21 protein-coding genes and 1 pseudogene are annotated in these 19,145 nt (G+C 64.3%); 5 read left to right on the top strand and 17 right to left on the bottom strand.

The genetic code is table 11. The annotated features are described in order from the left end of the window. Positions 1-39: 39 nt before the first annotated feature. Positions 40-450: a MerR family transcriptional regulator gene (locus SCLO_RS20735; protein ID WP_066520958.1), complete on the top strand. Its 411-nt coding sequence runs from the start codon at positions 40-42 to the stop codon at positions 448-450. A gap of 171 nt (positions 451-621) precedes the next feature. On the opposite strand, the gene SCLO_RS20730 is transcribed toward SCLO_RS20735, so the two are convergent. From SCLO_RS20730 to SCLO_RS20715, 4 genes are read right to left on the bottom strand one after another with little or no spacing between them, the layout of a single operon-like run. Beyond that, on the bottom strand, positions 622-1,041 hold the full coding sequence (locus SCLO_RS20730) for a DUF2442 domain-containing protein (protein WP_066520955.1): 420 nt from the start codon (positions 1,039-1,041) through the stop codon (positions 622-624). After that, positions 1,028-1,276: a DUF4160 domain-containing protein gene (locus SCLO_RS20725; RefSeq protein ID WP_066520951.1), complete on the bottom strand. Its 249-nt coding sequence runs from the start codon at positions 1,274-1,276 to the stop codon at positions 1,028-1,030. Before SCLO_RS20725 ends, SCLO_RS20730 begins: the two co-directional genes overlap by 14 nt. A gap of 46 nt (positions 1,277-1,322) precedes the next feature. After that, a complete protein-coding gene (locus SCLO_RS20720) occupies positions 1,323-1,673 on the bottom strand; it encodes a DUF3147 family protein (RefSeq protein WP_066520949.1) in 351 nt (116 codons plus the stop codon). A 36-nt stretch (positions 1,674-1,709) separates the two neighbouring features. Further along, positions 1,710-2,459: an HAD-IIB family hydrolase gene (locus SCLO_RS20715; RefSeq protein ID WP_066520945.1), complete on the bottom strand. Its 750-nt coding sequence runs from the start codon at positions 2,457-2,459 to the stop codon at positions 1,710-1,712. Between the two features lie 163 nt (positions 2,460-2,622). Between SCLO_RS20715 and fliE the strand changes: the two genes are divergently transcribed. Next, on the top strand, positions 2,623-2,973 hold the full coding sequence (gene fliE, locus SCLO_RS20710; RefSeq protein ID WP_066520942.1) for a flagellar hook-basal body complex protein FliE: 351 nt from the start codon (positions 2,623-2,625) through the stop codon (positions 2,971-2,973). A 15-nt stretch (positions 2,974-2,988) separates the two neighbouring features. Here the strand turns inward: fliE and SCLO_RS20705 are convergent, their stop codons facing one another. Continuing rightward, complete coding sequence (locus SCLO_RS20705; protein ID WP_066520939.1) at positions 2,989-3,972, bottom strand: arsenic resistance protein; 984 nt, start codon at positions 3,970-3,972, stop codon at positions 2,989-2,991. 139 nt (positions 3,973-4,111) lie between these two features. On the opposite strand from SCLO_RS20705, the gene SCLO_RS20700 reads away from it, so the two are divergent. Genes SCLO_RS20700 through SCLO_RS23615 form a run of 3 tightly spaced genes read left to right on the top strand, consistent with a single transcriptional unit; the run spans position 4,112 to position 6,337 of the window. Beyond that, entirely contained in the window at positions 4,112-4,801 is a 690-nt protein-coding gene (locus SCLO_RS20700) for a recombinase family protein (RefSeq protein ID WP_066520937.1), read from the top strand. Continuing rightward, on the top strand, positions 4,788-5,165 hold the full coding sequence (locus SCLO_RS20695; protein WP_066520935.1) for a hypothetical protein: 378 nt from the start codon (positions 4,788-4,790) through the stop codon (positions 5,163-5,165). The genes SCLO_RS20700 and SCLO_RS20695 overlap by 14 nt, the downstream gene beginning before the upstream one ends. Continuing rightward, on the top strand, positions 5,156-6,337 hold the full coding sequence (locus SCLO_RS23615; RefSeq protein ID WP_066520933.1) for a KfrB domain-containing protein: 1,182 nt from the start codon (positions 5,156-5,158) through the stop codon (positions 6,335-6,337). The genes SCLO_RS20695 and SCLO_RS23615 overlap by 10 nt, the downstream gene beginning before the upstream one ends. 573 nt (positions 6,338-6,910) lie before the next feature. Here SCLO_RS23615 and SCLO_RS20685 read toward each other — a convergent pair. From SCLO_RS20685 to traA, 12 genes and pseudogenes are all read right to left on the bottom strand, one after another. Continuing rightward, positions 6,911-8,206 (bottom strand): TrbI/VirB10 family protein, encoded by a 1,296-nt coding sequence (locus tag SCLO_RS20685; protein ID WP_123905550.1) that lies wholly within the window; start codon positions 8,204-8,206, stop codon positions 6,911-6,913. 11 nt (positions 8,207-8,217) lie between these two features. After that, the gene (locus SCLO_RS20680; RefSeq protein ID WP_066520924.1) at positions 8,218-8,664 is read right to left on the bottom strand and encodes a hypothetical protein; all 447 of its coding nucleotides are present in this window, start codon (positions 8,662-8,664) and stop codon (positions 8,218-8,220) included. After that, complete coding sequence (gene trbG, locus SCLO_RS20675; RefSeq protein WP_169925567.1) at positions 8,664-9,563, bottom strand: P-type conjugative transfer protein TrbG; 900 nt, start codon at positions 9,561-9,563, stop codon at positions 8,664-8,666. The genes SCLO_RS20680 and trbG overlap by 1 nt, the downstream gene beginning before the upstream one ends. 110 nt (positions 9,564-9,673) lie before the next feature. Next, positions 9,674-10,351, bottom strand: coding sequence for a conjugal transfer protein TrbF (gene trbF, locus SCLO_RS20670; protein WP_066520914.1), 678 nt, complete (start codon positions 10,349-10,351; stop codon positions 9,674-9,676). A 60-nt stretch (positions 10,352-10,411) separates the two neighbouring features. After that, entirely contained in the window at positions 10,412-11,656 is a 1,245-nt protein-coding gene (gene trbL, locus SCLO_RS20665; protein ID WP_231923456.1) for a P-type conjugative transfer protein TrbL, read from the bottom strand. Between the two features lie 279 nt (positions 11,657-11,935). Beyond that, complete coding sequence (locus SCLO_RS20655; protein ID WP_031293519.1) at positions 11,936-13,309, bottom strand: hypothetical protein; 1,374 nt, start codon at positions 13,307-13,309, stop codon at positions 11,936-11,938. Continuing rightward, positions 13,310-13,792 (bottom strand): annotated as a pseudogene (locus SCLO_RS20650) (recombinase family protein); the annotation flags it as partial. 55 nt (positions 13,793-13,847) lie between these two features. Beyond that, positions 13,848-14,612, bottom strand: a complete 765-nt coding sequence (locus SCLO_RS20640) for an IS6-like element IS6100 family transposase (protein WP_013054031.1) — start codon at positions 14,610-14,612, stop codon at positions 13,848-13,850. Next, entirely contained in the window at positions 14,578-15,354 is a 777-nt protein-coding gene (locus SCLO_RS20635; protein ID WP_231923455.1) for a DUF6118 family protein, read from the bottom strand. Before SCLO_RS20635 ends, SCLO_RS20640 begins: the two co-directional genes overlap by 35 nt. Then, complete coding sequence (locus tag SCLO_RS20630; RefSeq protein ID WP_066522240.1) at positions 15,351-15,785, bottom strand: putative toxin-antitoxin system toxin component, PIN family; 435 nt, start codon at positions 15,783-15,785, stop codon at positions 15,351-15,353. The genes SCLO_RS20635 and SCLO_RS20630 overlap by 4 nt, the downstream gene beginning before the upstream one ends. 3 nt (positions 15,786-15,788) lie before the next feature. Then, entirely contained in the window at positions 15,789-16,034 is a 246-nt protein-coding gene (locus SCLO_RS20625; RefSeq protein ID WP_174521996.1) for a ribbon-helix-helix domain-containing protein, read from the bottom strand. 62 nt (positions 16,035-16,096) lie between these two features. After that, positions 16,097-19,024: a Ti-type conjugative transfer relaxase TraA gene (traA, locus tag SCLO_RS20620; RefSeq protein ID WP_066522244.1), complete on the bottom strand. Its 2,928-nt coding sequence runs from the start codon at positions 19,022-19,024 to the stop codon at positions 16,097-16,099. Between the last annotated feature and the right edge of the window lie 121 nt (positions 19,025-19,145).

Below are 19,145 nucleotides of genomic sequence, written 5' to 3'. Positions count from 1 at the left end.
CCCTCATCCCACTAGAGGGTCAAGCGCGAAGAGGCGGGTATGAAAATCGGCGAAATAGCGAGCCGGATCGGGCTGAAAATCGAGACGATCCGATTTTATGAAGCCGAGGGCTTGATAGCGCCTCCGGATCGAACGGGCGGAAACTACCGCATCTACAATCGGGGGCACCTCGATCGGCTATCCTTCATAAAGCGCTCGCGCGACCTTGGGTTCACGCTCGACCAGGTGAAGGAGCTGCTGCGGCTCGCCGACAATCGCGATGGCTCTTGCGCCGAGGTCGACGTGATCGCCGGGCATCACGTCGCCGAGATCGATCGCAAGCTGGCGGACCTCACAGCACTCCGCACCGAGCTGGTCCGCAGCTTGCAGTGCTGTGAGGGATCGACGATCGCGGAATGTCGGATCATCGAAGCGCTGTCGCCGATCGGCCCGGCCGCCGGAACTGCTTGATGATTTTGCGGGTTCCGAGGTTTTGGAGGAACAGACATGGCTAGCGCCCCGCCCGACCCGCATCCTGACTCGCCGCCGACCGGGCCTAGCGAGGCACCCGATCAGCTCTCGCCGCAGCCTGATAATGACGGTCGAGAGAGCGTCGAGGACGTGCCGGAAGAATAACGGCCGTTAGGAGGCCACGCCCGCCAGCTTGCGCGGCCGACCACCCTTTCGCCCGTTGGCACGGGACGCGGCCACTTTGGCGGCGGTCCGCGCCTTGCCGCCTTCGGCGCCAAGCTGGCGGGCCATCCACTTCTTGGAGCCCAGCACCCCTTGCAGGAGGCCGGGGACAGAGAGATCAGCGTCGAGCTTCGGCCAATGCAGCCCCAAGCCCGCAGGGCTGATTTCGATTTCGGCCAGGCTGTCCGGCGAGGCGTCGGCCAGCCCTTCGGCAAGGCCCGCAGGAAAGGTCAGCTCGACCCCGGTGTTTAGAGCGACGACCACACGGGCGCGGCGACGATCGTAACGCGCCGACACCGCATGACCCGCCTCGCGAAGCGCACCCATCCGCTTTTCGGCCAGCGCCATTTCGCGCTCAGTAATTGCCATGAATCGTCCTCCATTCCTCGCAGAGCGCGCCGATCGCCGCCGCCAGCGCCTCCACGATCCGGTTCAGGTCCGTCAGCCGGAACCCGTAGCTTTCGCGCAGCTCCGGCGGTCCGCCGGGGCATCGCAGATTGAAGATCGCCTCTCCTTGCGCGCCCTTAACATGGACGTGCGCGGGTTTATGGTCGTTCGGCCAGATCACGACGCGCAGGCCGTCTATGCGCATCACGGTTGGCATTGTCCGACCATATCAGAAACCCAACCGCTAGGGAATAGTTGCACGATTACAGTGTGACCCCGAGACGTTGAAGAACCGCCACCATCGCGAAATAGAGCAGGACGGTCAGCGCGCATCCCGCCAGCAGGGCAGGCCAGAAGGTGACGCCGTGGCGCAGCAGCCACGGGATGAGCAGGAAGAGCGGCAGCGAGGGCAGCACGAACCAGAACGTGGCTTGCGAGTGCGCCGCCATGTTGGTGGCGTCGGGCCGATCATGCCAAAGCCACATCATCCCCAACACCGAGACGAGCGGAAGGGAAGCGATCAGCGCGCCGAACCCCGGATAGCGCTTGGCCAGCTCCGATGCGGCGGCGATCAGAATCCCCGAAATGATGGCTTTGGCCGCCAGAAAATACATAGGTGCCCCGCTTTCAGGCCGTGGTTCGCCTCGCCCTTATCGGCGCAGGCAGGCGACGATGGCGGCGATCACCGCCGCTGTCTCAGCGACATCGCGCACCCGGATCGTTTCCATCCCAATCTGAGCGGCGGGATAGTCGTTTCCGCCGGGATAGATCGCGTCGCCGATGAACAGCATATCAGCCAAGGCTATGCCGCTTTCGGCGCTCAGGCGCTTGAGGCCATAACCCTTGTCGACGCCTGCACGGGTTACGTCGATCGATGTCGTGCCGCCCAGGTTGATCGCCATGCCCGGCAGCGCTGACCGGAGCGTTGCTTGCAGGCCAGTTCGCTTGGATCGATCCGCGTCCCACGCTTCTTTCTCTTTCAGCGGCGCCGCCTGCCCCAAGCCGGAAAAGGTTATCTGGCTGCCCCGATCCTCGATCCGCTCGCCCCATGTTCGCTCGTCCGCCAATCCGGCCTCCCCCAATGCCCGGTCAAACGCCGATCGGATCGCCGTGCGTTCGGCGTCGTCGAAAAGCTCGGCATAGATCGCCCGCCACTCATCATTGATGAAGCGATAGAGCTTGGTGCCGGTCGTGGGCATCAGCCAGAGGCGATCGCGGGCCGCGTCGGCCGGCAGCCGTGAAGCGATCTGTTTGGCAAACTGCGGCCAGTCGCCACCCGAGATAATTGCCACATCAGCCACGGCGAGCAGCCGCGCCAGTGTCGCCGCCATATCGTCGGACAACGGCCGCTTGCTTTCGGCCAGCGTGCCGTCGAGATCGAACGCAATCAGCCTCTTCATTCCATTGTCCTCTCTTGGCGTTCGCCCTGATCCGGGGCGTTTAAACGCCCTGTGTTCGGGCAAAGCAGACCCGAGGGCGATCCAGCGCGCTCGCGTTCAACATGCTTAACGGCTTCTTAATTAAACTTCGTTAAGATTGTCCACGAACTCCAGGGCGCGAGCGATGGGCATAGGGACGGCCGATGTGATGGCGCTCAGAAGCGCGATCCTCCAGCGCAATACTGCGCTTCGCGATGTCGCGGCCCCTTCCCCTGCAACCAACAGTCCGGGCCTTGAGGGGGTCAGCGCCCCAAAAGGTAGTTTTGCATCCGCGTTCCAAGGCGCGCTGCAAAAGGTAAATACGCTCCAAGAACAGGAGGACGTTGCCACGGAAGCCTACGAGCGTGGCGAAATCACCGACATCGCGACGGTCGCGATCATTCAGCAGCGCGCCTCCATCAGCTTCGAGGCCACCCTTCAAGTGCGCAACAAACTGATGTCCGCCTATAAGGACATCATGAACATGCCGGTTTGACCGCGATCGGAAGAATTATACGATTGATGGGAGAGCGGAGCCCAGCCTTGAGACAGTTCGGATAAACACCAGCTCTGCGATCAGTTCGACCAGCGTTTGCGCGACGATGATCGCGGGCAGCAGCGGCACCGCTCCCGGCACCGCCAAGGCGAGCGGTAGGACGACCAGCGAATTGCGTGTCGCCGCGCTGAACGCCAGCGCCCGCCCCGCCTCCGCGTCCAGCTTTGCGGCACGCGCGGCGACCCAACCAACCAGCGGCGCTATGATGGCGAAGGCGATATAGATCGGCACGACGCGCAGCGCCGCGCCGATAGCCTGCCCGAGCTGGGGGACGACGGCCGCGATGACGATCAGCAGGACGACAGCCGTCGCCGGCACAGGCAACAGGCCCAGCGCGGCCGAGGCGCGCGCGCCCGTCGCCGATCGCCGCGCCCACAGTTGAACAAGGACCGCCAGCGCGAGCGGGATCGCTATCAGCCACAGGAACGCGTGCAGGAAAGGACCGGCTTGCACGAGGTCCGAGGCTGCCGTGCCGAGGAACAGTCGGAGGTAGATCGGCAACAGCAGCATTTGGACGACCAGCAGAGCGGGCGTGGAAGCCAGTAGCAGCTTGGCGTCGGCGCGGCCGAGATGGGCGAACGTCACCACATAGTCGATACAGGGGCAGAGCAGCACAAGCAGGACGCCGAGGCGGATCATCGGATCGTTCGGCACGAATTGGACGAGGACCGCCACCAGCAGCGGCACGGCGACGAAGTTGACCGCGAGCAGCGCGCCGAGGAAGCGGAGTCGACCAAAGCCGCGGCCCAGCTCCGCAAGCGGCACTTGCAGGAAGGTGACGAACAGCATCAAAACCAGCGCCGGGTTGATTGCCGCTTCCCATGAGGCCGAGCCAGAAACCGCGAGCGCGATCAGAGCGCCCGCGATAACCGCTGCAAAATAGATCGCGACCTGGCTTCCTTCGAGCCGATCGCGCAGCGTGCGACTATCAGGCGTCATCGAGAACCACCCACTCCTTTACCTGCCCTCGCATTTTGGGAGACCCGCTTCCGAAGGCCAATTGAAGTCCGCTTGTTGAGCTAGGCTTTTTTAAGTTGCTTGTGGAGCTTTATTAGCCATGCGTGGTATATAGGCTAGGATGGGCACACCCAAACGAGCCAAGGCCGCAGACGCCGCCCCGATCGCCGCGAAGATCGCGCGGGTGTATTTGCGCGTCAGCACCGATGACCAAGACCTGGCCCGCCAAGAGCAGATCGCAGAGACGGCACGGGCCCAAGGCTTCTACGTCGCCGGCATCTACCGCGAGAAGGCATCGGGTGCGCGCGCCGATCGGCCCGAGCTTCAGCGGATGATTGGAGACCTTCAGGCCGGCGAAGTGGTGATCGCGGAGAAGATCGACCGCATCAGCCGCTTGCCGCTTTCCGAAGCAGAGCAGCTTGTCGCGACCATCAAGGACCGGGGCGCGAAGCTGGCCGTCCCCGGTGTCATCGACCTGTCTGAGCTGGCGGCCAGTTCCACGGGCGTTGCCAAGATCGTGATCGAGGCGATGCAGGACATGCTTTTGCGCGTCGCGCTACAGACCGCCCGCGACGACTATGAGGACCGTCGCGAGCGGCAGCGGCAGGGCATTGAGATCGCCAAGAGGGAAGGGCGCTATAGCGGCCGTCGAGCCGACAAGGCGAAGCACCGGCAGATCGTCGCGTTGCGGCAGGGCGGCAAGAGCATTGCCGCGACGGCCGAGCTGGCCAATTGCAGCGTCGCCCAGGTGAAAAGGGTTATGGCCTTGGAGAAGGCCCGGACCGGAGGGAACGACCATGTTCCTGCTTAACGTCAGCAAGATATTCGGCCACGGGCTGTTGAGTTGGATGCTTGGCGTGATCCGCTTCGCTTTCTCGCTGGGAACCGTGTTCGGCTTCCTTGGCGTCCCGATCTTCCTGTTGAAATGGTATGTCCTCAGCCGACCTTCGGCGATCGGCGAGGCCGGAATCAGCCTCGCTTTCGCGTTCGGTTGTTTTGTCGTCAATGTCGCGATCGCCACCGTGCAGCGTAAGTTGCGAGAAGCCCTCAATCGGTCCCTTGCGGGCCCGGAGGTAAGGGGGAGGGGGGCGGAGGCCGCGATGTCCGACGTGCCGCCGCCGGCCGCTTACAGGCGGCCCGCCAACGACGAAGGCGCTGGCGCCGGATGGCGTTAGAGCCGATCCGGATCACGCACCCGGTCGACCCCGACCGGGCCGAAGTCGAGCAGCGCGTTGTGTGCGCTGCCGAACGCGATCCCGAGCCGTTCTTTGTCGCCTATCGCCAGCACGCGGAATCGTTCGATGGGCGCTATGTCTGCGCCGACCTCATGAAAGAGATCATCCCCGAATATTCGGCCTCGCCGATTGCGCGGGGCCGTTACAACAACGCCGTCCATAATACGGCTGCGGTGCTGGCGTCCGAGCAGTTTCGGCGCACGTTGGCCGACGAGCGCGATCCGACGCGCCGGCTTGCGCTTTTCGTCACCGGCTCCCCCGGATCGGGCAAGACTTCGCTTATCATGTCGGCGGGCCTGCCTCCCGACGCGCGAGTGCTCTACGAGGGCCAGCTTCTCGACCCATCGAGCCGCGCCAAGATCGCGGGCGCGCTCGATCGGGGGCTTACCGTGTCGATCGCGGCTGTGCTGCCGCGTATCGAGGACGCTTTTGAAAACACGCTCAGGCGGTTCGAGCGGGTAGGGCGTGGCGCGTCGATCGCGACCATGGCCCGCATTCAAGATGGAACGCCCGCTGGGCTTGAGGCGATTCACGCGGAATTTGGCGACCGGGTGGAGATTGAGATCCACGATATTCGCGACCGGACAAACCCGCGTTCTTATGATATAAGGGACGGGCTCAAACACTGGCAGGAGGAACTAAGCCGTGGATCGACCGAGCAGAGACTATTCGACCAGCTCCACCGGATCAGGCGAGAGGGCCGAGGAAGCGACGACTTCGAGCGCCAGGCCCGAGGCCAGCCAATCGCGGCGCGCGAGCAAGGCGTGGCACGCGAGCCTGACGGCAGCGGCGAAGCGCCTGGCGACGAACCCCGACGAACTGGCGAAGATCGAAGCCCGCAACTTCTAAGGGGCCTCTACGCCCCTACGGCCGCCCCGAAGCCGGCGGCCGAGGCCCCGGCGGATGACGGCACCTATACCGGCCCGATCGTCGCCGTGGACGCCAAGACCGCCACGCAGCTCGTGGACGGCAAGCAGATCAGCCATCAGCTCCGTTTTCTGACCGGCAGCACAGCCGACCTGGCCGAAGGCCGAAACCTCACCATCAGCTATCGCGGCGGGATCGGCAAAGTGACCGATCCCCGGAAGCAGACCCAGGGGCGCACCCGCTAGACCGTGCTCGAGGAAATTCCTCGAGCATAGGTGAAGGCGACTATGCGCGATCGCGGGCCCGCGATCGATCCAAGGCTCTGCAGCATAGTCGCAACCGACTATGCGTGCCGGCGGCCGACATAGGCGCGGCCGACTATGGTGGACGCAACGGAGAGCTGACCGGCTATAGCGTCCGTGGGTGGCAGCGATGGGATGTGACAGCTTCCGTCGCTAATCCTGCTGCCCGAAGGAGGTGTATTCGATTTGACAGCATATGAAGCCGTGCAATTGACGATCGCAGCGTTCGCGCTTGTGGTCGCAATTGTGAAGCTGGGTCAGCGGAAAACCTGACCTAGCGGGGCGGGCGTCTGACAGGGCGCCCGCCCCATCTATCGAGCCCAAAAAGGTTTGAGCCCGCCGCGTGACAGCGCGACGGGCTCAGGTAGGTGCATCGACCGACGCCGATGAAGCCGACCCCTATATAGCGCCTTCAACGTTAATATCCAATGGCCGCCTGCCGGCTGTCGATCGTCGGGGCGAAAAGCGGGGCCGAGGTTGCCCCCGGCCCCGGCCCGCTCGGTGCGACCCGAGGGCTTAGCGCCGCCAAGGTTGGATAATGAGGTCTTTCGTCACTTCCACGTTGAACCGATAGCCTGGCCGGATTTCCAGCGTCGGTTGGATACGAAGGTTTCGCTGCATGAGCTGCGTGCCGACCTGGCCGAGCTGTTGCCCGACCGCACCGGCTGCCGTTTGCCCCACGTCGGGGTTTGTGAGGATGCTGCTATTGCGGGGCTGGGAAACCTGAATCCCCGCCGAGAACAACGACAACATCAGAGCGCTGCCGAAGATTTTGCCATAGTGATTGTTCACTTGGTCGCGGAAGCCGGCGTAGCCGCCCTGATCCGCCCCCGGCATCATGTCGAGATCGAGCGACGAGGCATCGGGGAAGATGACCCGCTTCCAGACCACCAGCACGCGGTTTTGGCCCATCGTGACCGAATTGTCATAGGTGCCGACGAGCTTGGACCCTTGGGGGATCAGCAGATAACGACCCGTCTTGGTGTCATAGACATTCTCGGAGACCTGGCCGAGAATCTGGCCCGGCAGATCGGAGTTGATGCCGCCGATCATTACCGCCGGAATCACTGTGCCGGCCTTCATTTCATAGGGCGAGACGACGGCCGTTCGCATCGCTGGCGAATAGTTGCTCTCTTGCGACCGCCGCGTGAGGAAGTCGCGCTTTGCATCCTGCCCGTTGAATTGAGAATCGTTGTCGGCCGGGAGGCCACCAGCAGCCGCGGCCGATCTCGGCGCAGCTCCGCCGGGGATGCCGCCGAAGGCGGCCAGCGTTGCTGGATCAAGGCCCGCCGGTGCGGGCGCTGCTCCTGTTCCGGCGGGGGCCCCGCTGGTGCGCTGCGAAGCAAGCTGCACGCCCGTAGGCGCGTTCAGCGCCGACATGAACGCGCCTTCGCGCGCCTGCGCCACTTGGAGTCGCTGTTGATTATAGCGCGCCCAATCCTGCTCATAGGGATTGGGCGGTCGCTGGCGCACGACAACCTGTTGCGGCGCACCGGGAGCCCCGGCTGCCCCTGTCGTCGGGTCGATCGTCGGGCCGACGACGGCCGGCGGGATCACGCCTGACTCCGGAGCATCAGCGAGCTGCGGGGGCGAGCTGGACGCCACCGGCCCCTTGTTGCCGCTGTCGTCTGCCATGCCCGTCGCCATGTTCGATCGCGAGCGCTGCGAAGCCGTATAGACCAGCAACAGCAGGACCGCGCACGCGATCCCGATGACGATGAACAGCGGAATGCGGTTGAGGCGGCGAACCCCTGCCCCGCGCGCTGGCGGGCGCGCCAGCAGGTCCGGCGAGTCGTCGGGATTGTCGATCACAGGAGGCGGGCTCATAGGGTTCCCCTCATTGTCAGGGCCGAGGCGGGCAGCAGGCCGCCCCGCCCGTCACGATAGAACAGGCGCGCGCCTTCCACCCCGTCGAGCTGGACGCGCACGACGACGTGCCGCTCGAATATCGGGGTGACGAGGTAACGCACCACATGGGCGTCAGGCGACGCAGCGAGGCTTGTGGCGAGGCCGTAGCCCATCCGGCGCAGATCGGCCGTCAGGGCAGCCGTCACGCCGTTGTCGGCCTGCCGGCGAGATACTGGCAGCACGAGCAAGGTCGACGTGGCGGGCGGGGCTTCCTCGCCCAGCCATTCCGCGATCGCCGCCGCGATCGAGCTGGCGTCGGATACGGCAGCCGGCGACACCCAGGACCGATCGGAACGGGGCGTCGCGCAACCGGCGAGCGCGACACAACCCGCCAGCGCCAGGACGCGAAGCGGGCGGCTCATCATTGCCGCCCGTTGCGGGTGATTTCCACCTTCACCTGGCGGCGCCCGACGCCGCTCAGGAGGGCCGCTCGATCCAGCACCTTGTCGGCAACGTAGCGGTCGCCGACCAAGCGATAGTTGACGAGCTGATCCTTGCCGTCGGCGCCGATCGCCACCAGCGCCGGGGCCTCGCTCGATACCATCGCGGCCGGGAACTGGACGTAGGTTTTCGAGCCGTCGTTATAGACCCGCAGCGGACGCCAGCGTGGTTTGTCGCCGCTGATCCGATAGCCGAAGTCCAACGCGGCGACATTCTGGCCGGTGTCCATCACGGTCGCTTGTTGCTCAGCCTGGCGTGCCGCTCGATAGGCGGCCCATTCGGCTTGCGCGTCTTCCGGATAGTTGAACGCGATCCGGGGCATCCAGTCCTTTTGCCGGCTCACCAGCGTCAGGACATACACGCGCCGATCAGTGGTGATGATCGCGTTCGTTCGCAGCGCCGCGTCGGTGGGCTTCACGATGACGTGCGTCGTGGCCCCCTGCCCTTGCCCGCTCGTCGCGGGCGAGAGTTTCCAACGCACCGCGTCGCCGACATTGATGTCGTTGACCGTCTCGCCGGGTTGCAGGGTGATGTCGCAGACGTAAAGCGGCGCGCAAACGACAGTGGGGAGCGTCGATCCGAAGGTGAACATCACCGCACCCTCATTGCCGCGTGCTGGCATGTCGGCGTTGCCGGTCCACGAGTCCGACAGCTCGACCGAGCGGCGCTCCCGAGGCGTGAGCGTCGCGTTGCGCCGCGACATAAGATTGACCGGCGGCGGCGCATAGCGTGGTGCAATATCGGGCTGATCGGCGATCGGCGGACCCGCCGGCACCCCCGCGCCCGCCGGGGGCAGCGTCGCCGGCTCGATCGCCGGCACTATCGGACCAGGCGCAACAGGACCGGGGGCAGTCTGAGCGAGGGAGGTTGAGCTGGCCGCCAGTGCCAGCGCCGAGACGAGAACGAGTTGTTTCATAACCAAGACCCCTCTTAGACGCGCTGCGACCAGCTAACGGAGTTGACGAAGACCCCCATCGGATTGACCAGCACCTGGCGTTCATCCGTGGGCGGCGTGACGGTGATGCCGACGACAGCCTGCCAATTGGTGCGGCTCGATACGTTGCCGTCCCGGCCGCGCACTTCCTCGCGCCATTCGACGCGCCAGCTATCGTTGGAGATCGGCAGCACGGATTCGACCTGGACCGTCACGCTTTCGCTGGCAGCCCGCACGAACGGATCGTTGGCCTTGTGATAATCGGTCAGCGTTTGGAAAGCCGGCCCGCGCCGGTTGACCATTGCATAGCCTTGGTCGATCGACTGGCGTTCGGCCGCCGCGTCGAGATAGACGCTGCGAATATTCGTGATCCAGCGTGCGAGCTGGGCCCGGACAATCCGCGCATCAGGCCGGGCCGCCCGATCGGCGATCGCGACCGGCACGGCATCCCCGAGCCCGTTTACTTCCACGATGTAGGGAACGACCTTGTTCTGGCCCCGATCATAAGCAAGACCGCCGACCGCAAGGGCGGCGATCCCCGCCAGGCAGAAGGTCGCGAGACGCCATTTGCGCTCACGCGAAATATAGCTTCCGTAACGCTCGTTCCATTCGCGGCGGGTGTCGAGATAGACGTTCCGGTCAACCGGCCCGCCCTGCCCTTTCGGTCGCTTCATGGCTTATATCCCATCTTGAAACACACGGTTGATCCGAGACGGCCCCGCCGGGGGTCGCCGTTATGCTGCGCTGATTGTGTTGTTGCTTCCTTCGGCGGTGCTGGCCGCAGCGGGGGCCGGCGTCGGCGCTTCACGCGCCGACCGCATTTCGGCCGCTTGGGTTCGCATTCGATCGCCCATGCGTCCGCCCATCGAGCCGTAGGGCGCTCGCCCACCGAGACGGGCCCCCACGTCTTGCACGGCCGCGCCGGCAAGGTTGCGCCCTGTATTGCCGGCGAGGTTCATAAATCGACCCATCGCCGACTGAGGGGCTGTGCCCTGCCCTTGCGCGGTGGCGAGCTGTTCGCTCGCCAGCTTGCCAGCCCCGTGAGCTGCGGCGCCAGCGCCGACGACGCCAGCGGCGAACCCGGCCGCACCGCCGGCAACAGCCGCGCCCGCCGCGCTCAGCGCGCCGCCCCCGGTGAAGACAGAACCATTAATCATTGAGCCCACGAGGTCCGGAATGACCTTCGCGAGCGCCAGCATCACTACCGAAAAACCGACCATTACAAGAGCATCGTCGATCGTAGTGATGCCTTTGTTCGACCAATCGGCGAAGAGCGACGCTCCGACCCCCACGATGATTTGCAGCACCATGAGTTTCGCGCCGATTCCGACGACGCCCATGATGACTTTCATTGCGAGGTCGCGGGTCCACCGCGAGCCGCTAAAGCCCATGAACAGAACGCCCATCGAAACGATCGCGTAGCCTGACACAATCGTCAGGATCATGATGGCGCAGATGAGCGCGAAAGCCACGATCACCACGACGCCGCAGAGGGCAAAGCCGATGGCCTCGCCGGGACGAAGGGCGCTCATGTGTTCGAGGATCTTCGCGGCGATGTTCATACCCGCGCCAAATACGTCGGAGGGATGCAGGATCGCACCGCCTCCCGCAGCGGCCGAGGCTTGGCTACCGGCTTGTTGGAAGCTCGCCACGATCGCGCCGGCCCACGCGGGACCGAACGTGACGAGGGCGAGACCGAAGCCGATGAACATGATTTGATTGACGAGCAACGCAGCCCATTCGCCGAAATCGGCTTGGCGGAACGCCAGTCCCATCGCTGCCCAAGCGAACTCAATTATTACGAGCAGGCCGAAGAGCCGCAGCGCGAATCCGCGCAGCGTGCTTTCGATAGACTGGAATCGAGTGACGAATTGCTGCCCGATTTGATCCAGGGCCGGCGCTCCCCCCGCAGTCTGTGCGAGAGCGGGGGCAGCGTAGAGCAAGCCGATGCCAACCGCCGCGGCGGCAAGGTAACGCAAGCGCATCAGCCCCCCTATGGCCGCTTGTAGGACAGGCCGGCACCGCCACTCACCGGCTGTTCGACGTGCTTCATAGCCTTGGCGCTCGCGATAATGCGGAGCCCTTCTCGCGCATTGTCGCACTCGACGCCCCTCACCTTCCCTGCCGTGCAGGACGCGATGATCTCATTTGCCTCGTCCGCATGTGCGGCGAAGTATTCAGCGCTTCTAGAGGGCATCGCGTGGAAGGTACGCCAGACAACGCTAAGCGAGAACATTTCAAGAACCGCATGATGGCCGTTACCGCCGGAGGTCGCTAAGCCCCAGTTCTTCCCACATCCATGTAAAGTCATAGGTGCCCATCGGATCGGCGGTGCCCGATTTTGCCGCGCCATTTTCGATATATTTGAGCCAGTCGGCTACCTTTACCCGCCCCGCCTTTGTACAGGCCAGAACGCGTGGCGTCTTGTGGCTGAGGGCTGGGACCGGCTCATCGAGCGTTTTCGTATATTCACGGGTCAGCATATCGTGAACGATGCGCTCCATTTCATGCGGTGGAATATCCAGCGCCTCGTCCTGTGGCGTGCGGGCGGCATCGTCGGCCATAACCTGATCGAGCGTCCGGATTTCGGCCATAGGCGCGCTCACGCAATCACCAAGCCATTCGCCCATCTGGGTAATTGCTCGCTCCGCGCGGGCGGCACTGTTTACCTCGACGATCAGCTTGCGCCCTGCCAGTTCCACATTGGCAAAAACCGGCGTGCCGTCATCCATGGTCGTGACGAAGGCCCGCTTGCCTTTGGTCGCTTGCGGCTTCTTGTTCTTCGTCGCTGGTGCCAGCCAGTTCCAGAAACTGTCGCTGGCAGGTTCCAGCCATTGTGCCGCGTTCAGCCTTCGGATCAGGCTCTTGCCGACCACGCCTTTCGCCAGCGGAAAAACGATACGGTGGAACACCAGGTCATCGCCGTCGGCGTTGACCATATCCGGCGCGCTGCCGGGCATGGCCTTGCCCAGACAGTCGAGCAGCCACATGTTCGTGAACATCGGTCCCGATGCTCCCAGAAGCGCGTCCCGATCGGACGGGTCCAATTCCGCAGTGTCCTGAGTTTCGTCGGCAAGTCGGGAAAATGCCTCGACCACTCGCACGGCGCCCTCAGCGCTGAACGGCAACAGCGCTCCGGAAATGCCATGGCGCCCGTTCACGTCGACAACCCTTGCGGCGATCTTGTCCCAGTTGACCAGGGTCTGGGTTGCACCGTGTTCGCGCACCGTCACCGGAGCAACGTCGCGCAGCAGATCGCGCAAGGTCATCGACTGACCAGGCACGACTTCGCTGACCTCATAGAGCGACATGACCGTATCGCGTAACGCGCGCATATAGGCCTTGTTCGGCGCCTTTTCGTTCCAGCCCCGGCGCTTGAGATAGTCATCGACCAGATTGCGACCGTCGGGTTCCAGTTCCTGCGTAAGCAGATCTTCAAAGGCGCAGCCCCATAGCGGCCCTTGCCAGTGATCGCCAATTATCTCGAATATGGCGTCAGGCTCGAGTCCGGTCGCTTCGCTCGCCGGATCGAGATGCGCGGACAGCATTTCGGCCAATGCCTCATCCCATGGCGCGCGATCCGCATATTTCATCAGGCCGGAAAGATCGTGAGCCGATTTCGATCTGGACATTCAGATGGGCCTTTCCACGCCGAGGCGGCGCATTTCTCGATAGATGGTCGATCGGCCGATGCCGAGTTGTCGTGCTGCTTCTGTCGGCGAGATGCTCGCTTCGACCAGTTTGATGGCGGCATGTACCTTGGACATGTCGAGCGGCTGACGGCCGGGCAACTTGCCTTTGGCGCGCGCGGCGGCGATCCCATCCCTGGTTCGCTCGGAGATCAGTCTCCGCTCGAAATGGGCGATGGCCCCGAACACATGGAAGATGAGTTCGCCGGCGGCCGACGATGTGTCGATCTTTTCCTCAAGACTCAGGAGCGCGATGCCCTGGCCGCGTAGCGTCTCGACCGTGGTGAGCAATTCGGCGAGCGAGCGCCCAAGCCGATCGAGGCGGACCACCGCCAGCGTGTCGCCCTTGCGGGCATAGGCGATCAGTTCGGCCAGACCGGGCCGCTCCATGCTCTTGCCCGACATGACGTCGGTGAACACCTTGATCGGCTCTGTTGCAAAGATTGGCGGCAGTCACAGGTAGGCTGTCGCTCTGCGCCGATCAGGCGGCTGCTGCGAAATGGTGGTTGAGCATGTCCATGGCCTCCGTCAGTGCCGAGGGCCCAATGCCGAAAGCTCTCTCCACAAGGCGCACCTCTCCCCTGATGCCGGGCTGCAGGCACCAGGGACGAGCCTGTCCTTTGCGCAGGGCTCGCATGACTTCGAATCCCTTGATCGTGGCATAGGCCGTGGGGATCGATTTGAAACCGCGCACCGGCTTGATCAGCATCTTGAGCTTTCCGTGATCGGCCTCGATCACGTTATTGAGATACTTCACCTGCCGGTGGGCCGTTTCCTGGTCCAGCTTTCCTTCGCGCTTCAATTCGGTGATCGCTGCACCATAGCTCGGCGCTTTGTCAGTATTGAGCGTGGCCGGCTTTTCCCAGTGCTTCAGGCCTCGCAGGGCCTTGCCCAGGAACCGCTTCGCTGCCTTGGCGCTGCGGGTCGGCGACAGGTAGAAATCGATCGTGTCGCCCCGCTTGTCGACTGCCCGGTACAGGTAGGTCCACTTGCCCCGCACCTTGACGTAGGTTTCATCCAGGCGCCAGCTCGGATCAAAGCCACGCCGCCAGAACCAGCGCAGCCGCTTCTCCATCTCCGGGGCGTAGCGCTGGACCCAGCGATAGATCGTCGTATGGTCGACCGAAATGCCGCGTTCCGCCAGCATTTCCTCAAGGTCGCGATAGCTGATCGGATAGCGACAATACCAGCGCACCGCCCACAGGATCACATCACCCTGGAAATGGCGCCACTTGAAATCCGTCATCGCTCCATCCGTTCAATCTCCGCCAAGCATGCTCAAGCTTCACGATTTTTGCAACAGAGCCCACCGGTCTTTTCGCTTTTTCGGCCTGTTTGCGGCACGCCTGCACCGCCTCGCGGTTGCCATCGGCGAGCGGGGCCGCCGCGACGATCGATCCCCAGCTCTCCGGCGCGGCCGTCTGCATCAAACGTTGCCCCGCATCCCATGCCGACTTTTCGCCAAGCGCCCGCGTCGCCATGCGCTCGGGCCAAAGCCAGCTCGCCGGCATCATCCGCGCGATCGGACCGGCGAGCAGCGTATAGAGCAACAGCCCCACTACCAGACCGACGCCACCCACGATATACAGCCAACGGTTCTGCTCGTCACCCCGCCGCGCCGATGTGACCATATCGGACAAGTCGCGCGCTGCCCCTCTGAGCACCATGTCGGTTGCCTGCACCTGGGCGCGCAGCTCGTGGGTCGCCTCGGCGACAGAAGCGTTTAAACGACCTCCCATATTCTCCGGGGTGAGCCTCATGGCGGGGCTTTTTCGCACACCGTCGATCTGCTGCACCAGGATACCCAGCACCTTTTCGGTGCGCTCAAGCGTCGGCTCATAGTCGGGAATGTCGATGGACTCGCGCGCCGTGGTCAGCGCCTCGACCGCATGGCGCAGCAACGACACCTCGCGGCGCAACCGCTCGAACGCCAGCGCCGGGTCCTCGCCGTTTGCCGGTTCCTCGCGATACTCGTCCCGCTCGCTCATGTCCGCTCATCCTTGGTGAGCCACCCGAATATCGTCAGAAAATCCCGCACGGCGATAATCCGTGCGCCTTCGTAACGGCCCATCGACAGCAAATCCCGCTTGTCGCCGGTCACAAGATGATCGGCCCTGCCCGCGACGATCATCGCCAACAGAAAATTATCCCAAGGATCGGCGCAGGCCGTCACGCGCGGAAGGTCCGTCACCATCACGGCCACGTCGCGAAGCTCGTTGACAAGCCGCCCCGCCAGCGCCGGCGAAAGCCGCTCGCGGATTTTGGGATAGCGCGTCACCCGCGCCAGCTCGTCCAGTTGCTCTTGAGAAGTCAGCAGCGCGAACCGCCCTTCCCGCCAGAGCGTGACGATCTGCGCGGGCGGCGATCGGCTCGACAGCAGCGCGCTTATGAGGACATTGGTATCGACAACGACGCGCACGGGTCAGGCGGCGGGCTGACGCGCGGCGGCCACCGCCTCCCCAATCAGTGCGTCCAGCTCGTCGGGGTCCATATCCTCGAACTTGGCTCTCGCCTCGGTGATGGTTTGATCGAGAACACGCCATTTGACTGCCTCCTCGATGAAGCGGGAAAGATCGCCTTTCTTCATGCCGCGCTGCGCGAGAAAGCTACGCACCGCAATGTCGGTGTTTTTCGATACCGAAACGGTCCAGCGGGTCATATCGTTCATGGGTCGAATCTCTAGTTAAACGCATATCACCTTAGCATGATAGGCGCTTATCCGCAAAGCCATCATCGACTAAGGCCACGATCACGGCCAATCCCCAAATCCTGCGTCAACTGGCGGCCCAAATCGCCCCGCCCCATATCACGGCTACGGTTCATGCCGATCTCAAGCCCCAGTTCGCGCGCGCGACCGCGCAGGATCGATTCCACCTGCGGATCGCGCTCAAGACTTTTCGCCATGCCCGCCATTTCCCTGCCCGCCTTCTCGCGGCCCGTGATGTCGCCGGCGCGATACAGCCGGTCGCGGTCCTGGGAGAGCTGTTGCCAGCGTTCCACGAACCGATCGGCCCGCAAGTTCGGATCAGCCCGCACGCTCGCCTCTTGGCGTATCGCCTCGACCATCGGGCCGCTGTGCCCCGCCGCCGCCTCGCGCAACAAGGTGGGGTCGCGCTGCATCGCCGACGCCATATCACGCGAGGCGGACGGCCTGATCTGGTCCAGCGCCTCGATCGCGCGCTCGAGCGCGACTTTCTGATGTTCCAGCACTGGCCCGCCTGATACGCGCGCCTGCAACACCGCCTCGGCCGAACGCGAGGCCCGCTCGACCGCGCGCGTGAAAGCACGGTCCTGGCCCTGCTCGGCACGCGCAGGCGCTTCCTTCGCCGGCGTTGGTGCCGACGTGCGCTGGGGCAGTTTCAGCCCGTCGAACATGCCGCGCCGCGGCTGTCGCTCAGCCACGGCCTTGGCCTCGCCAGAAAGCCCGCGCCGCTCGGCAAAGGCCCGAACCTTGCCGTCGCGGTCCCGGAACATCGGATAGTCCGACGTCATATCCTTCGCCCGCGCGCGCGACAGCGTGCGGACAAGCCGGGACACGTCGGCGAAGTCGTCATGGCCGTAATGGAGCTGCACCTCGTCACGGTGCCGCGACAGCGCCACATAGGCCGAATGGCGGTCCATGCCGGGGGTGGCGAGGACGTGTGCGCGATCGACCGTCACGCCCTGCGATTTGTGGATGGTAGCGGCATAGCCATGATCAACATGGGCATAGTCCTTCAGGTCGAACGCGACTTGACGGCCATCGTCCAGCTTCACCGCCATGCGCTCGGGGCTGACCCGCTCGACCTGCCCCAGCGTGCCGTTCTTTACCCCTAGCCCGCGCTCGTTTTTCAGGAACATGATGCGGTCGCCGGTCGCGAACTCCCGCACGCCGCGATCGGCCGACACGCGCACGTCCGCCCCCAGCTCGCCGGCGTCGCGCAGCCGATCGCGCGCCGCCAGGTTCAGGTCGCGCACCTCGGCATTGGTGTGGGTGAGGATGATCCGCGTCTTGTCGGGATCAGCGACGCGCTGCGCGTCCCAGCGGTCCACAAGGTCGCTGTGGGCCTGCTCGCGCGTCTCAGCCGCGTGGACCATGCCGTGCGCCTCATAGGCATGGACAGCCTCGCCGGTCCGGCCCGTCGCCAGCGCCCGCGTCGCGTCCTTCTGCCAGTCCTCATGCTGCCGGCGAACCTCGTTGATCTCGGCCGCGCCGTGGCGCTCGGCAAGCGCGCGGAACGCTGCACCGGCCTCGATCGCCTGCAACTGCTCGGCGTCACCGACAAGAACGACCTTCGCCCCTGCCCGCTCGGCTTCCGACAGCACCCGCTCCATCTGGCGCGTGCCGATCATGCCGGCCTCGTCGATCACCAGCACGTCGCGGGCACTGAGCTGCTCGCGGCCCTGCTCCCACTGATATTCCATGCTGGCGATCGTGCGCGAGGCGATGCCGGAGCCGCCCTCAAGCCCCTCGGCCGCGATCCCCGACAAGGCCGCGCCGCGCACCTGAAAGCCCGCCCGCTCCCATTCGTCGCGCGCAACCCCCAACATGGTCGATTTGCCGGTGCCGGCATAGCCGACCACGATGGCAATATCCTTCTCCCCTGTTATATGCGCCAGCGCGGCCTCCTGCTGGTTCCCCAGCTTCAGGCCCTCACTCCCGGCGGTGGCCCGCAAGGACTGCTCCATCGCCGGGAGACCATGCCCGCTCCGATCGGCAAGCCGATCGCCGGCGCGTTCCAACCGCTGCTCCGTCTCGATCATTTCGCGGGAGGTAAAGCGGTCCTCGCCACGCCCGTCCTTCCCCAGCGCCACCAGCTCGCGCGAGGTCCGCACCGCGCTCATCACCTGGTCGAACTGGTCCTTGCCGTCGCTGTGGCGGAACGCGAACTGCGCCAGGTCGCGCCGCGTGAACGTCGCTTGGCTGCGGGTGATCGCGTCGAGCGCGACGGTGGGATTGGCGATGATCTTCTCGCCATTCTCCCGCGCGATCCGAGCATGGTCCTCGACCCGCTCGGCCTCAAGCCCCTGGTCGGGCATACGCGATGCAGCCGGCCCGATCTTGTGTTGCGGCTCCAGCTCGATACCTTGTGCCTCGTAGCTGCGAGGATCGATCCGGGCATCAATATCCAGCTCGGCCAGGCGCTCGTTGACATGATCGGCCCACGCCTCACGCCAGTCCTGCAAGAGCTGCGTGCTGTTCCACTCGCGCACCTTCTGGCCGAAGCCCTCCGGCCTTACCTCGCGCATCGAGAGCATGACATGCGCGTGCGGCTTCGGTTGCCCATCCTTCCCCATGTCCCAATGCACATTCAGGTCCGCGACCATGCCGCGTTCGACGAACTGCTTTTCGACAAATTCGCGGGCAAGCCGGATGCCCTCTTTCTGGTCCAGCTCGCGCGGGATCGAGAATTCGACCTCGCGCGCCAACTGCGCGTCCTTGCGCTTCTCGCCGGCCTCGACCTCGTTCCACAAGGTCGCGCGATCGTTTAAACGCTCCGGTGCACTTTCGGGCAATAGGATTTCCGAATGGACGACGCCGGCCTTGTTCGAGAAATCATGGTCGCGCCCGAGCCGGTCATCGTGCAGCTCGGATGCCGAGCGATAGGCGGCCGACGCAACCGCGCTCGACCCGTTGGCGCGGCTGATGACCTTGGCCGAGAAATGGTAGATCGCCATGACGGTCGCTATACTGCCTTTCTGAGCGCACGTCGGCAACGACGTATAAGCGCGCACTCACACTCTCTGTCGTTCGCATGATTGACTTTGCCGCATATCTCATATCGGACGGTTCCTCGCG

This window comes from Sphingobium cloacae (genome assembly GCF_002355855.1).
GTDB classification, from domain to species: Bacteria; Pseudomonadota; Alphaproteobacteria; order Sphingomonadales; family Sphingomonadaceae; genus Sphingobium; species Sphingobium cloacae.
The sequence above is the reverse complement of the archived record's forward strand: the minus strand, read 5'-3'. Positions and strand labels throughout refer to the sequence as shown.

Excerpts from the sequence above, each read along its gene's own strand:
- SCLO_RS20735 (WP_066520958.1), top strand. The coding sequence starts at position 40 with ATGAAAATCGGCGAAATAGCGAGCCGGATCGGGCTGAAAATCGAGACG.
- SCLO_RS20730 (WP_066520955.1), bottom strand. The coding sequence starts at position 1,041 with ATGGCAATTACTGAGCGCGAAATGGCGCTGGCCGAAAAGCGGATGGGT.
- SCLO_RS20725 (WP_066520951.1), bottom strand. The coding sequence starts at position 1,276 with ATGCCAACCGTGATGCGCATAGACGGCCTGCGCGTCGTGATCTGGCCG.
- SCLO_RS20720 (WP_066520949.1), bottom strand. The coding sequence starts at position 1,673 with ATGTATTTTCTGGCGGCCAAAGCCATCATTTCGGGGATTCTGATCGCC.
- SCLO_RS20715 (WP_066520945.1), bottom strand. The coding sequence starts at position 2,459 with ATGAAGAGGCTGATTGCGTTCGATCTCGACGGCACGCTGGCCGAAAGC.
- fliE (WP_066520942.1), top strand. The coding sequence starts at position 2,623 with ATGGGCATAGGGACGGCCGATGTGATGGCGCTCAGAAGCGCGATCCTC.
- SCLO_RS20705 (WP_066520939.1), bottom strand. The coding sequence starts at position 3,972 with ATGACGCCTGATAGTCGCACGCTGCGCGATCGGCTCGAAGGAAGCCAG.
- SCLO_RS20700 (WP_066520937.1), top strand. The coding sequence starts at position 4,112 with ATGGGCACACCCAAACGAGCCAAGGCCGCAGACGCCGCCCCGATCGCC.
- SCLO_RS20695 (WP_066520935.1), top strand. The coding sequence starts at position 4,788 with ATGTTCCTGCTTAACGTCAGCAAGATATTCGGCCACGGGCTGTTGAGT.
- SCLO_RS23615 (WP_066520933.1), top strand. The coding sequence starts at position 5,156 with ATGGCGTTAGAGCCGATCCGGATCACGCACCCGGTCGACCCCGACCGG.
- SCLO_RS20680 (WP_066520924.1), bottom strand. The coding sequence starts at position 8,664 with ATGAGCCGCCCGCTTCGCGTCCTGGCGCTGGCGGGTTGTGTCGCGCTC.
- trbF (WP_066520914.1), bottom strand. The coding sequence starts at position 10,351 with ATGAAGCGACCGAAAGGGCAGGGCGGGCCGGTTGACCGGAACGTCTAT.
- SCLO_RS20655 (WP_031293519.1), bottom strand. The coding sequence starts at position 13,309 with ATGTCCAGATCGAAATCGGCTCACGATCTTTCCGGCCTGATGAAATAT.
- SCLO_RS20640 (WP_013054031.1), bottom strand. The coding sequence starts at position 14,612 with ATGACGGATTTCAAGTGGCGCCATTTCCAGGGTGATGTGATCCTGTGG.
- SCLO_RS20635 (WP_231923455.1), bottom strand. The coding sequence starts at position 15,354 with ATGAGCGAGCGGGACGAGTATCGCGAGGAACCGGCAAACGGCGAGGAC.
- SCLO_RS20625 (WP_174521996.1), bottom strand. The coding sequence starts at position 16,034 with ATGAACGATATGACCCGCTGGACCGTTTCGGTATCGAAAAACACCGAC.
- traA (WP_066522244.1), bottom strand. The coding sequence starts at position 19,024 with ATGGCGATCTACCATTTCTCGGCCAAGGTCATCAGCCGCGCCAACGGG.